The organism is Acetobacter tropicalis (assembly GCF_001580915.1).
GTDB classification, from domain to species: domain Bacteria; phylum Pseudomonadota; class Alphaproteobacteria; order Acetobacterales; family Acetobacteraceae; genus Acetobacter; species Acetobacter tropicalis.
Genome location: NZ_LHZQ01000209.1, coordinates 54,558 through 68,302, shown reverse-complemented (window position 1 = coordinate 68,302; position 13,745 = coordinate 54,558). Strand labels below are relative to the sequence as shown.

Genomic DNA, 13,745 nt, shown 5'->3' with positions numbered 1-13,745 from the left:
TGCCAATCGCCAGAAAAGAGGCTGGTTTTCCGGCGGCACCGGCTGCTGTGAGGCGCCGTTTATCAGGCCGGTCATCAGCAGGGCAGCGAGTAGAAAAGCAAAGCTCTGTGCTACTGCAAAAGCACCACGGGGCAGCGGCGAGAGGGATCGCGCCAGCCCATCGGGCCGGGCGGGCGGTAGTAAACGTGGCAGCCAGAGCAGTGTGGCCCGGCTGAGCAAACCGGCAAGCGCCAGCCCGCCAACAAGGGCCGGGGCGGGTAAGGCCGCAATGGCTCCGGCACGCACCAACAGGCTCAGGCACAGGGCCAGAACGCCATAACTGCCAATGCGGCTGTCCCGCATGATCTCCAGTTTGCGTTCCCGTGCGTGCGTGCCGTAGCTGTCCGCCATGTCGGCCAGACCATCTTCATGAAACGCGCCGGTCAGGGCGCTCTGTGCCGCCAGCGCCAGCCCAGCGGCGGGCAGGGCGGCCACATGCAGGGCTTCCAGCCCCCATGCCATACTGCCGGTGAATGCGCCCACCGCACCACCCACCAGTGGCCAGCACCAAAGGGAACGGGCCAGCGGCCACGGTCCGCTTTGGGCGCGCTGGCGGACGCTGAGCAACCCGTTGATGGGCAGACGTGTCAGCAGCCCGATGCCGCAGGCCAGATCCAGCCGGATACGGCTGAACAGGCTCTCGGCAAAGGGGCTGGTGCGGGTCATGCGCGTTCGGAAACCGCCGCCTGCGCGAACGTGGCCATGCCCGTGTGGCAGGCCAGCGCCGCCCGCACAATGGGCACCGCCAGCGCCGCACCGGAGGCCTCGCCCAGTCTCAGGTCCAGATCAAGCAGCGGGCGCAGCCTTACCGCCCGTGCCAGCCGGGCGTGCCCTGTCTCTGCCGAGCAATGGGAGAGCCATGTATGGGCCAAGCCGTGCTCGGCCAGCCGGGCCAGAGGTGCCACAGCGGCGGTGCACACATACCCATCCAGCATGACCGGCACGTTTTTGTGGCGGGCTGCCAGCGTGGCCCCCAGCAGGGCTGCCAGTTCATACCCTCCCAGTGCGCGGGCGGTTTCAAGCGGGTCACCCAGCAGGGCGGCGTTGTGGGTTAGCGCGGTTTCAATCACGCGGGCCTTGTGCCGCACGCCTGCATCATCCAGCCCCGTGCCGCGCCCGGCCCACAGCATGGCGTCTCCACCAAACAGGGCTGCGGCAAGGGCTCCGGCTGCCGTTGTGTTGCCAATGCCCATCTCGCCAAGGCACAGCAGATCACATTCCTCTGGCACAGCGTTGTAGCCGGTCTGCACGGCTTTCAGAAAATCCATCTCCGTCATGGCGGGGCCGGTGGTGAAATCTGCCGTGGGGGCCAGATCATGCACCGGCACAACACGCAGTTCCGCCTGTGCCTGCCGTGCAAGCTGGTTGATGGCCGCGCCACCCTGGCGGAAGTTGCGCACCATCTGCGTTGTCACTTCCGGCGGCCATGGCGAGACCCCTTGCGTTACCACGCCATGGTTGCCCGCGAACACCAGCACCAGAATATTTTCAAGCCGGGGCGTTCTGCGCTGCTGCCAGCCGCCCAGCCATGCGGTAAGGCCCTCAAGCTGGCCAAGGCTGCCGGCCGGTTTGGTCAGCGTTGCTTCCCGCATGGCAATGGCCTGCTGGCAGGCAGTATCCGGCGTGGGCAAGTGCTGGCAGGCGGCGTGCAGGTCCGCCATGCTGGAGAACAGGCTTTGCGGGGGGGGGAGGGTGGAAAGTGGTGGCATGGCCTTATTGTGTGCTGTTATACGCGCCCATGCAAACGGAAGCAGAAAGCGGATAGCGTATGAACACGCTCAGGCTCAAGGCGGACCCCGGTATGCCATCGGCCAGCCAGACCATGCCCGAGGGGGAGTCTTCTGCCTCCCCCGCGCCGGATGTGGCGGAACAGCCCGCGCAGGAGAAGGGAGGGCTGCGCGCGGCCACACTGGTTCTGGGTGGTGCGCGGTCCGGCAAAAGCCGCCATGCGGAAGCGCTTATTACCGCGTTGCCCGCGCCATGGGTATATCTGGCCACAGGCCGCGCGTTTGATGCCGAGATGCAGGAGCGCATTGACCACCATAAAACCGGCCGTGCGGAAGGGTGGATAACGGTGGAGGAGCCGGTGGACGTTGCCCACGTGCTCCGTGCCCACGCCACCCAGCCCCTGCTGCTGGATTGCCTTACCCTGTGGCTGACCAACCTGCTGCTGGAAGAGCACGATATTCCGGCAGCCACCCAAAACCTGCTGGCTGCTCTGGCGGAACGTCAGGCCCCGACCGTTCTGGTGGGGAATGAGGTAGGATTGGGTATTGTGCCGGAAAACAAACTGGCCCGCCGCTTTCGGGATGAAGCGGGTTTTCTACACCAGACACTCGCCGCACAGGTAGGGCGCGTTCTGTTTGTAGCGGCCGGATTGCCCCTGGTGCTGAAAGAAACACCGCGCGATGAGGGCTAGGGCGGGAGCATGGCGTTGCCGAGCCATTTCAGGGAAAGCGGAGTGAGACTCATTGTTTCCCTGAGCACGGGTGGCGCAATGGCCAACCCGTTTCCGTTCAGCATGTCCTGCCCGAAATGAAAACCGGGCGATGTTTGCGGGACCACATAAAGAGGGATGTGGTCCCGCGCGGGCTTGCCGGAAGCGGGGCGGAGGCGAGGGCGCTCTGTGCTCAGAAGTCCAGACCCGCCTGAAGGAAGACATAACGCCCGATGGTATTCTGAGCATACATTGCCAGATCGGTATTGATCACGCCATCGGGCACAAACGGCGGTTTTTTATCAAGAATGTTATTGACGCCAGCTACAAAGTTCCAGTCCTTCAGCCTGTAGCCCAGCGTGACATCATGTGTGAAGATACCCGGAACATTCCATGATCCCGCAGAGGATCGTGTCAGATCAACCGAGCCATTATTCAGCCGCATGCCGCTGGTGTAGTTCATCATGTAAGACAGGCTGAACGCTTTGTGTGACCATGTGGCCGTAGCGTAATCCGTAATGCGTGGGTGGCCTACACCGGCTCCGGCATAAGCACCGCCCCCGGTGTAGTAGAGGCGGCCTGTGCCGTTTCTGAAGGAAGAACCTGCATAGGGCTGAACATTGTAGCCTACCAGCCCCTGAAGGTTGTTGCTGAGGGTCAGCACATCCACCCGGCTGAGGCGCACACGGTAATCAAGATCAAAATCAATGCCATTTGTGGTCATCTGGCCAAGGTTCTGCGTGGTGGCGTTCACCATGGTAATCTGCCCGTTGCTGTCACGCGGGGAGATGTTGGCGCAATAGCCGGAGGAAGCGCCCGTGTAGCACTGGTCCACAATATACTGGGTGCCTACGGAGCCAATGGTGTTCTTGAGTGACGTATGCCAGTACTCAACCGATAGCGAGAGCCCCGGTGTCCAGCGTGGCGTAATGACGGTGCCAAACGTGTAGGTTCGGCCAATTTCTGGTCCCAGTTTTGGGTTTCCGCCTTGTAGGCTGGGCAACTGGTTGGAATAGGCTTGTGTCACTTTTCCGGGCACGGCTCCGGCTTTCATACAATTGGCAACAACAGTGGCTGCTGCTGCGCCGTAATAGTCAGGCCGTGTGCAGGGGTCTATGGCGGCGGGAAAACCAACTGCCTGTCCACCATAAAGAGAATACACGCTGGGCTGGCGGAAGGAGGTGCCCAGGGTGGCGCGGAAGCGGATATCCTTGATGGGTGCCCAGTTGATGCTGACTTTCCAGTTTTCCGTATCGCCAAACGTATTGTAGCGGGACCAGCGGCCCTGTGCGTCAACAGTCAGATCCTTGGCAAAGGCCACGTTATGCAAAAGCGGCAACTTGCCTTCCAGATACACTTCCGTTGCGTTAAAGCCGCCGCCTGTGTTGGAGGTATAGGAACCTGCAATATTGCCAGCCTGTACTTCCGGGTCCGCGTGGTAGGAAAGCTGTTCGCTATGGTGTTCCATGCCCAGCGCAATGCCAACGTTCCCACCCCCTTTGTAGGGTAGTTTGACGACATCATTGTTGTTGATACGGAGGTTGAAGTCGCGCAACTGGTAGGTGGAATGGTCAATTTCCGTATGCCGTGCGTAATCAACAGCCTCTTTGGGCCAGGTCTGGAACGGGTCAAACAGGGTGCACCCTGCCTGTGATGTGCAGACGGAGGGGTCATACCCGATGGAAGAGCCGTTTTGTGAAACACCCAGCTCCTGCAATATTTTGGCGTAATTCACCAATCCCTGCGTGCGCAGGGTGTTCTGCGTCATGCCGTAGGACATGGAGGCATCGTACTGCCAGTTGCCAATAATAGTACCGCTACCTCCGGCAATAACCTGATAGGAATCATTGGCGGAATCGTACGAACGTGGCCCGAATTCCACCGTCCGTTTGTAAAGTCCTACGTCCTTTCCCCACGCATTATAGGGGTTATCTGCTGGCAGCACGAAGGCAGATGGCAGAGAGTTTGCCCCCACGCTTCCCGTAAGAGGCTGGGCGGAAAGTTGCGCTTGGGATGTTTTGTGGGTGTAGCGGACATTGGCATACAGATTGAGATGTTTGTTGATCTCATAATGCGCATCCCCTGTCAGGGTGCCGCTTTGCATATATTGATACAGCGTGCCTTCCGGCCCGTAATTGTAGCGCTGGGCGGCAGTAAGTGGCGCAAAGCCCCCTTTGCCATCGGGCCGAAGTTGCTGGCCGCCAACAAGGGCTGTGGCGGTGGGCGTAATACCAGACCCATACACAACAGAGCCACCGGGAGCGGGGTTGTTGATCTGCGGGTTATAGGCCCAGTCCCGGTCCCGCTGCATGATGGGGCCCTGGCTCAGATATTGGCCGCCAATGGTGATGTTGCCGCGGTCATGATCGAAATTGAAGCCCTTGATGCCGGAAATCATGCCCGTGCGGTTATCGCCGTACTGGGTGATTCCCCCTTTGACGGTAATATTGCCGGTGGTCATGTTGTGCTTGAGTTTGATGTTGATGACACCGGAAACAGCATCAGCCCCATAAAGTTCAGAGCCGCCATCTTTCAGGATTTCCACACTCTGCACCATGGAAACCGGAATCATGTTCAGATCCACGCAGGATGAGCCTGAACCTCCGTTCTGAACCTGCCTCTTGCCATCTACCAGAACCAGCACGCGCGAGGCACCCAGATTGCGGATATCCGGGCAGGCAATACCGCCGCCGCCATTGGTTGTGGTGTTGTAGCTGCCGCCACTGCCCATGGACGGCAGGCGCTGAAGATAATCTGACAGTGTGGTAGCAGAGGTTCGCTGAATATCTTTTGCAGTAATAATCTGCACAGGGTTGGCATTGGAGTTATTAGAAGAACGCAACATGGAGCCCGTAACAACCACATTTTCAGGAGATGTGCTGCGGGTTTCCTGCTGATCCGCAACGTGAAGCAGGCTTTTCTGCGTGGTTTTTTTGGATGTGGTCGTGCTGTATTGCGTGGCAGGAGCAGTTGGCGTCTGTGCCGTTTCCGCGTGCGCCAGGCCAGCCTGAAGCGGGGAGAAAATAGCAAACAGACTGAAGCTGGATGCCGAATGCAGCAGGATGTTCCGTAGGGTTTTACAGCGCATGATCAGAACATCTCCAGAGAAAGGGCTATGCAGGACGGACAAGTTGGGTACTATTTGTTCCGGGGTTTTAATATATTTCCTGCAAAGCCCGTTTCACGGCAATTTCATATTGTTCTGCGTTACATAACTTTGGGTTATAGTGAGATAGCGGGATAAGTATTTTTGGTATTCGAGAGAATGCGTCAGAATAAAAACAGGCAAAGTGCAGTATTGCGTTGGTCTGAAGGGGAGACCGTCTTTGGCCGTTGAAGGAGCATGTCCACGGCCACTTTCTTGCTCTCGTATCATAAAAAAGGCCACAGAAGCGGTGGTGCGTTCTGTGGCCAGCCGATGGGTGTGAGATCAGATCACATCACATCACATCAGATGCGATCCACAGCCTTGCGGCCGATAGCGGGGTCATCGGTAAAGAAACCGTCCAGCCCCATATCCAGATAGCGGCGTATTTCGGCTATGGAGCCTTCCACATTGCGGGCGGCGTCTCCCTCGTTGTTCCGAAGCTGGCGTGGTAAAAATTTGTTTTCCGGGCGGCAGGTATAGGCATGCACCAGCAGGCCTGCCGCGTGGGCATCATCCACCAGAGTGGTTGGTTCCTGCCATGCCCCTTGTGCATCACGCGGGATAAGGTCTGTCAGGGAGGGGCCGATGACATCAGCATAGATGCGGATGTCTTTCAGCCCATCCGGTTTCATCAGATCACCAAAGGTCGTTTTCTGTCCTTTGGCGGCAAGATCAGGCGGGGTCTGGTTGCGTTCGCCCATCAGGAACATCAGCCGTGCCTGCGGGTTGATGGCTTTTACGGCGTCTTTCAGGCGGCGCAGGTTTGTTGTTTCAAATGACTGCACTTCAAGCGGCGCGAACTGTGTGTAACGGTGTGCGGCAAGAATGCGCAGGAAAGTGGCTTCCGGGTCAAACCCCAGCGCATGGAAATGCGTGGAATTCTTTACTTCGGGTATCAGGCCAATCACGCGGCCCCGTGCGGCGGATTCCGCCGCCACGAAGTCGATCATTTCCTCAAAGGTAGGAATATCAAACTGGCCATTATAGCGGGTGTTGTGCACGCGTAGGGGGGCAAGGCGTTCACGCGCGCGCAGCGTTTTCAGTTCCGCCAGCGTGAAATCTGTGGTGAACCAGCCCGTCTGCTGCCGGCCATCAATGCTCAGGGTGCGGCGGCGGTTGGCAAAGTCCGGCCTGTCTGCAACATCCGTGGTTTCGGCAATATTGCTTTCGTGGCGGCAGACCAGAATACCATCCTTGGTTGGCACAAGGTCTGGTTCTACAAAATCCGCACCATCTGCAATGGCTTTTGCATAGGACGCCAGCGTGTGTTCCGGGCGCTGGGCAGAGCAGCCACGGTGTGCGAACACAAGCGGCTTTGGCACAAGGGCCGGGGCCGCCCAGCTTCTGGTGGCCCCCAGTATTCCAGCCGCGCATGTGGCGGCCAGAACAGAGCGGCGGGAGAAATCAGCCATATAAAACCCCTTAGAACGTTGCGCTGAGTGTAAGGAAATACATGCGCGGCGCAATGGGGAAGGCGGTGTACTGGCCAGCGGCGTTGTTGGTGTTCAGGGTGGACCAGCCTTTCTCGTTTGTCAGGTTGGTGATGTTGCCCTGCACATGCAGGGAGCGGATATGCGGAATACCCTTGATGTCATACCCTGCGTTCAGGCTGAACAGGGCGTAAGCGCTGGCGTGCAGATCATTGGTGAAGGTGGTGTAACGTTTGCCAACCACATCGCCAATAAACTGGGCATCAAAATTGCCCCAGCGGGTGGAGGCCACAAATTTTTCGGTCCAGTTGGGCACGCCCGCAACGTTCCTGCCTGCGGTGTGCACCACGTTCGCGCCGTTCATGTAGTTATCGTTATAAACGGATTTGTTGTAGGACAGCGCGTTATAGAATGAAAAATGCGGCCCGAACTGCGCGGTGAAGGAGAAATCCATCCCATCTGTGGAGACGGAGCCAACGTTGGTCAGTGTGGTGGCGCTGCCCACAATGGAGGAAAGTGTCTGGGTGGAGGCCACGGCCAGCAGACGGTTTGAGAAGTGGACGTGGTAATATTCAAGCTGGCCGCTGATATTTGTCAAAGGCCCGGCGTTCAGGTGCCGGTTGGTCCGGAAGCCTGTTTCATATGTCCAGGATGTTTCTGGTTTGCCGTGGTTCTTGAAGTCTTCAAACGCTGCCTGACTGGTAACACCCCATGGGGTTGCGTTTCCATAACCGGAGGCCGCAAAGGAGCGCATGTTTTCCTGAATGTTGGCAAACCACTGTTCATGCGGCGTGATGTTCCACAACGCGCCAAAGGCGGGCAGAAATGGCCGGACAGAAGCAATGGTACCACCGGGCACGGTTATGGCCGTGCTGGGGGAAAGGGAGCCCGGAAGCCCCGCCACGGGCAAGGTGCCGTTGGTGTAAACCAGTTCAGACTTGAAACCGGCATTCAGCGTGAAGTTCTTTGAAATCTTCCACGTATCCTGCAAATGCGTGGTCCAGGTGTTGGTGTAGAAATAGTTGGTGTACTGGTTGATTAAGGCGTTCTGCTGGCGCTCATAAGGGGTGGTGGGGTTGTTGACATCAAACGGATACCACCGCCGCGCCTGCGTGTTGTTGTTGCGTTCATACCAGCCGCCCAGTTCAATGGTATGCTGGCCAACATGGTAGCGCAGCGTGCTGGTAATACCGCCCCGGTTATCCCAGTATTCCGTGGTGCGGGTGGCCATGCCGGAGCCCCCAAATACATCTGAAAGCTGGGAGGAGGACTGGTTGGGGAAATAGGCAGAGAACAGCGTGGGCAGCCCTGCTGCCGTAATGGGGCCTGCCACAACACCTTCACCCAGATCATGATGATAATAGATGTTGGTGTCCCATTTCAGGTTGTTACTGAAATCATGGTGCCAGTTGGCGTACATCAGGTAATCCTGACGTTGCGCGGCGGAGTAATAGTTGCGGTAGTTCAGACCCGCAGAGGTATAGGCGGGCGAATTCTGATAATATTTGATGGCTTCATTCAGGTTGGGATACATGAAGGGCCGCACGTAAAGGGAGCCCCCGTTGGGCATGACAATACCGTCTTCATTGGGTTCCACTTTTTGAGACCAGTCAAAAAACACACTGATTTTGTTTTTCTCGTCCTGATGCACAAATTTGGTGTTAACCTGATTGCCGCCCTGATGGCCTGCAAAATCCCACGCGCGGGCGTCCTGCCGCGCCCAGGAGACATAGGCCGAGTTGCCGTTGCCAAAATCACCCGTGTCGATACGGGCAAAGGTGCGGAAGGTGGACCAGCTACCAAAGGTCTGGTTCAACTGGCCGCCCAACTGGTGTCTTGGGTCTTGCGATGAGAATTCAAGCGTGCCGCCAAGGTTACTGGTGGAGGCCGTGCCCAGTGCGCCAGCGCCGGTGGAGACCGAGGCAGAGCCCACATTTTCACTGATAACGGCGCGCTGCGGGGAGAGGCCGTTATAGTTCCCGTAATCCTGATCCCCCAGCGGGATGCCATCAAGCGTGTAACCAAGCTGGTTTTTGGCAAACCCGTGGATGAACAGGGAGGAGTTCTGCTCGTTATTGCCCCATGGGTCCGCATTGTTGAACACAACACCGGGCAGAATTTGCAGGGCCTTGATGGGGTTGATGCCGGGCAGGGTGCGCTGCATCTGAATATGGCCCACCGTCTGCTCAGACCGGCTGTGGCGGCCGGTGGCAATAATCTGTTCTTCCGCGCTGGCGTGGGTGGCTTTGCGTGCGCCACCAGTCTTGCGCGGGGTAACGGCTGCGGGTGCCGCGGCCACAGGGGTGGCGGCAGGGGCTGCCGGGGTAGCCGTCGGGACCGCCTGCGCCGCATGGCGAGACGTATGATGCGTTTTGGAGGGGGTAGCCGCATGGGCCACGGAAAACGCCAGTGGAGAACAGAACAACCACAGAGCTGTACGACGGGGAGAAGACAGAAAGTGCATGAAAATGCTGTGCCCTGGATGGTTAGAAGCCCCTGCTTCATAAAAATGAAAGCCGCTGAATAAGAGTGACACTTTTATGAAAAAGGCCGTTCTGTGCGGGTGTGCGGCGTTCGTGTCACAGTCACATCATGAAAAAAATGGAAAAGTCATTCCGGGGTTGACAGCCGGAACGGGTGGATGGCTTGCGCGTTGTGACTCTATCCGGGCCACGTGATGTTGCCGGAGGAGCAGGCACGTCCTGCTTATGGAAACCCCGGACGGTTTCCTGTGCTGCGCCGTGGCGTACCCGCAGACGGGTGCCCGCTTGCATCTGCGGGCTGATGGTGCTCTCTGCTAGTGCCAAAAGGCGGCGTCATGGTGGCTCGCTTGTCCAGATTATGAGAGATGCGCATGTCAGATGAATTCTTGAACGTACAGCTTCTGATATCCGGCAAATGGCGGGATGCCGAGGGCGGCCGTACCCTGCCGGTGCAGGACCCCGCCACCGGGGAGGAGATCGGTAAGGTGGCGCATGCCTCCAAGGCGGATCTGGCGCAGGCGGCTGAAGGCGCGGCCAAGGGGTTTGACGCCTGGCGCGCCCTTACGGCGTGGGATCGGTTTGTGATCATGCGCAAGGCGGCCGATCTGCTGCGTGAACGCGCCCAGAGCATTGGCCGGATCATGAGCCGGGAGCAGGGCAAGCCTCTTGAGCAGGCTATTCTTGAGATCAAGGGCGCTGCCGGTGTCATTGACTATTTTGGTGAGGAAGGCCGCCGCCTGAATGATGTGCTCATTCCGCCGCGTGTGCGCCATGTAGAACAGCGCGTGCTGCACCGGCCTGTTGGCGTGGTGGCGGCGTTTACACCGTGGAACTTCCCCATCAACCAGATTGCCCGCAAACTGGGCGCGGCGCTGGGCGCGGGCTGTGCCGTGATTGTAAAGGCACCGGAAGACACCCCGGCATCTCCCGCTGAACTGCTGCGGGCGTTTCTGGATGCAGGCGTGCCGGAAGGGGCTGTCTCTCTGGTGTATGGCGACCCGGCTGAAATCTCGGAATATCTGATTGCGCATCAGGTGGTGCGGAAAATCTCCTTTACTGGCTCAACGCCGGTGGGCAAGCATCTGGCGTCTCTGGCTGGTGCGCAGATGAAGCCCGTCACTATGGAACTGGGTGGCCACGCGCCGGTTATTGTCTGCGCGGATGCGGATCTGGATGTTGCGGCCGAGCGGCTTTCTGCGGCCAAATTCCGTAATGCAGGGCAGGTGTGTATTGCCCCCACGCGCTTCCTGCTTGAAAAAAGCATTGCCCCGGCGTTTGTGGAAAAGTTTCAGGCCCGCATGAACAGCCTGAAAATTGGCCGTGGCGTGGATGATGGTGTGACGCTTGGCCCGTTGGTCAACCCCCGCCGCGTAAAAGCCTTACAGGAACTGGTGGAAGATGCCCGCGCCAAAGGCGGCAAGATCTGGCAGGCTGAAACGCCTCTACCCAACGAGGGCTGCTTCTTCCCCCCCACGCTGGTGCTGGACCCCAACCTGTCCATGCGCGTGATGCAGGAAGAACCGTTTGGCCCGCTGGCCATTGTGTCTGAATTCACGGATCTGGCAGATGCGGTAAAGGAAGCCAACCGCCTGCCTTACGGTCTGGCAGCCTATGCCTATACCCGTAACGAGCGCACGCAGCGCCTGCTGGGCGAGGCTGTGGAAGCCGGTATGGTGGCTATCAATCACCATGGCATTGGTGTGCCGGAAGTGCCGTTTGGCGGCATCAAGGATTCCGGTTACGGCACGGAAGGGGGGCCGGAAGCCCTGCGCGCCCACACCATTCTCAAGCTTGTGTCCAGCCAGCACGTCAAGGCGGATTTCTGATCCACGCTGCATGCAGTGCAATAAGGAAGGGGCGGTCTTCGGGCCGCCCTTTTTTGTGTCCCCGTACCCACCCTCACTGAAAAAGCAGAAACCTGTTCATGGTTGTAAAGTGTGAGCAGTGCTCTGTTCTGGTGTGCTCGGTGCAAGGCATGCGGTGTGTTCGGATTTGAACCGCAGGCGGCCCCTCGCCATCCCAGGAGTCTCGGTCTAACCCTTCCGAGGGGGTCGAACACGCTTTTCTGTTTCTCAGTTACCGACGGCGCGTATCATAGCGTCATAAGGTCCACCGTCCAGTTGGCGGACTGGATTTTCACATCAAGATCCCGCAATTCACGCGAGAGTTTGTCTGCCTTCTTCTGCAGGGCCGCCACGTTCATGGTGGGCACAAACCGGATTTCAGAACGTGTCTGGGCCGCGCGGGTGACGGTTGCGGCACTGGCAATGTCCTGCACCACGCTCACCAGAGCGCGCAGGCGGTCACGCTCGGCTAGTGCGTCTGTCATGGTGCCGCTTTCAAACGGGGTATGAGCGTTTGTGTGGTTGATGGCGCAGATCAGGGTGCGCAGTTCCAGCGCGCTTTCTTCATACTGGGTCAGAAGGGCGTTGGGGTCTTCTGCCGGGTGCTCTCCCTCCTGCACCAATGTATTCCGTTTGATGCGTGCATGAAGCTGCCCCTGCCGCTTCTGAAGATCTCCACGCAGAACAAGGGCTTCAGCAAGCTTCATCAGGGTATCCTTTCCGTTTTGTAAGCCACGCTATGCTGGGGGTGGTGTCTTGGCAAGCGTCCAGGCTCGTCATGTTGGGGTAGCTTCTCGCGGAACAGAACAGGTGTATGGCAGCCAATTTCCCAGTTGTGGGGCCGTGGGTAAAACTGCCCTATGGGAGACGTGGGATGGTTTCACGTGAATCATATAGGCCGATCCCGCCGCGTTGAGTGCTGTGGCTGAGTTCGTTTTCGGGTGTGGTCCAGATCGACACACGCAGTCCCTCTTTTTGGAGCGCGGAGGTTCACGGTCTTGGCTCCCTGTACCGAGCGAATAGCGGAGAGAGCAACAGTCAGAAACAGTGCTTATGTATGTCAAAGGCAAAGGCAGAAACCGAACCCGAACCCTTACCGCCGCTTCAACGGGGTGGCCGGGCCGGACGCTGCCAGGCAGGTGCGGAGTGTGTAGCGCGGTTTAGCGGGTCTTCCCAAGCGGAAGTGAGGGCTTGGGATGGGGGCAGGGAAGTGTCTGTCCTCTGAATGGCGGAATGGCCTTGGCAGAACGCTGGCAACGCATGATAATCCGCCCGACGAACGCTGATGAGGCACGGGCTATTTTTCTCTCGCTGGACATTTTTGCCACCATACGGGTTGGATTGTAGCATCATGAAACGCACGGCTGATCTTCCGCGCCATCCCCCGCCTGTTGTGGGCTTTTCGGATTGCTATGTTGGCGGCTTTGTGGATGGCTTCCACACGCATGATCGCGGGCAACTCTCGGTGTTTCAAGCCGGGACGGTTACGGTCAATACGCAAACCGGCAGTTTCGTGCTCGGCCCCGGTCAGGGGATGTGGATTCCCGCCAACACGCTTCATGAAGCCACCTGCCGGACCGATCTGGTGTTTCAGGTCATTTATGTTGATCCGTCCCTTATCGGGGCAGATCTTGCGTGCAAGATGTTTGATGTCTCCTCCCTGATGCGCGGGCTTGTGGATGAGATCATTGCCATGCGGTTTGATTTCACCATGGATGAGCGCATGTCCGCCATAGCCCGGCTGCTGGTTGATGAAATAGGCCGCGCACCTCGCATTGCCGAGCGGGTACTTTTTCCGATGGACCACCGCCTGCGCCGGGTGTGTGAGGCTATTATCGCCCAACCGGGGGACTGCCACGATATTGACCACTGGGCGCGGGAGGCGGGCATGGCGCGGCGTACGTTCACCCGCCTTTTTCAGGTGGAGATGGGCATGGGGTTTGCCGCATGGCGGCGCAGGGTGCGTGTGATAGAAGCCGCATCCCGCATTGCGGCTGGCCAGTCGATCGCGGAAGTTGCGTTTGATCTTGGCTATGAGAATGCCGGCAGCTTCAGCACCATGTTCCACCGTACCTTCGGCGTTGCGCCCAGCACGCTACGCTTTGGCTCAGCACCGCTATCGCGCCCCTGAAACAGAGGGGGCGTTGACCCGCGGGCCAGTGGCGGGGCTGTTTCTGCTGAGTCTCCAACCACCATCCCAAACCTGATCTTTACGCTCATACCCCCTTCCGGGTTCCCATCTCGGGCAGGCCCGATATCGGCGATCAGGCAGAATGTGCTCGCATTCGGGCCAAGGACGGGTTCGTTGCTTGATGCACCTTCCAAACGCCGTTATGTGCGCAACTAAGTATCATTCTTAAAAAC

The 13,745-nt window shown here is 58.6% G+C and carries 9 protein-coding genes; 3 read left to right on the top strand and 6 right to left on the bottom strand.

Annotated features, from left to right (window positions below; all coding sequences use genetic code 11):
• The coding region (locus AD944_RS09825; protein ID WP_061474837.1) for an adenosylcobinamide-GDP ribazoletransferase at positions 1-705 on the bottom strand (705 nt) is incomplete at its 3' end.
• Positions 702-1,700 carry a nicotinate-nucleotide--dimethylbenzimidazole phosphoribosyltransferase gene (gene cobT / locus AD944_RS09820; protein ID WP_373863247.1) on the bottom strand — a complete coding sequence of 333 codons (999 nt, stop codon included), beginning with the start codon at positions 1,698-1,700 and terminating at the stop codon, positions 702-704. The genes cobT and AD944_RS09825, both read right to left, overlap by 4 nt.
• Positions 1,701-1,807: 107 nt before the next feature.
• On the opposite strand from cobT, the gene cobU reads away from it, so the two are divergent.
• Positions 1,808-2,458 (top strand): bifunctional adenosylcobinamide kinase/adenosylcobinamide-phosphate guanylyltransferase, encoded by a 651-nt coding sequence (cobU, locus tag AD944_RS09815; RefSeq protein WP_236709149.1) that lies wholly within the window; start codon positions 1,808-1,810, stop codon positions 2,456-2,458.
• A gap of 211 nt (positions 2,459-2,669) precedes the next feature.
• On the opposite strand, the gene AD944_RS09810 is transcribed toward cobU, so the two are convergent.
• From AD944_RS09810 to AD944_RS09800, 3 genes are all read right to left on the bottom strand, one after another.
• Entirely contained in the window at positions 2,670-5,564 is a 2,895-nt protein-coding gene (locus tag AD944_RS09810; protein WP_082741163.1) for a TonB-dependent receptor plug domain-containing protein, read from the bottom strand.
• A 362-nt stretch (positions 5,565-5,926) separates the two neighbouring features.
• Positions 5,927-7,036 (bottom strand): glycerophosphodiester phosphodiesterase family protein, encoded by a 1,110-nt coding sequence (locus AD944_RS09805; RefSeq protein WP_045541672.1) that lies wholly within the window; start codon positions 7,034-7,036, stop codon positions 5,927-5,929.
• A gap of 10 nt (positions 7,037-7,046) precedes the next feature.
• A complete protein-coding gene (locus tag AD944_RS09800; RefSeq protein WP_045541680.1) occupies positions 7,047-9,518 on the bottom strand; it encodes a TonB-dependent receptor in 2,472 nt (823 codons plus the stop codon).
• A 390-nt stretch (positions 9,519-9,908) separates the two neighbouring features.
• Between AD944_RS09800 and AD944_RS09790 the strand changes: the two genes are divergently transcribed.
• Positions 9,909-11,363 (top strand): NAD-dependent succinate-semialdehyde dehydrogenase, encoded by a 1,455-nt coding sequence (locus tag AD944_RS09790; protein ID WP_035379939.1) that lies wholly within the window; start codon positions 9,909-9,911, stop codon positions 11,361-11,363.
• 266 nt (positions 11,364-11,629) lie between these two features.
• Here AD944_RS09790 and AD944_RS09785 read toward each other — a convergent pair whose 3' ends face one another.
• Positions 11,630-12,088: a DIP1984 family protein gene (locus AD944_RS09785; RefSeq protein ID WP_045541670.1), complete on the bottom strand. Its 459-nt coding sequence runs from the start codon at positions 12,086-12,088 to the stop codon at positions 11,630-11,632.
• Positions 12,089-12,732: 644 nt separating this feature from the next.
• Between AD944_RS09785 and AD944_RS09780 the strand changes: the two genes are divergently transcribed.
• Complete coding sequence (locus AD944_RS09780) at positions 12,733-13,512, top strand: AraC family transcriptional regulator (protein ID WP_006559132.1); 780 nt, start codon at positions 12,733-12,735, stop codon at positions 13,510-13,512.
• Positions 13,513-13,745: the final 233 nt, after the last annotated feature.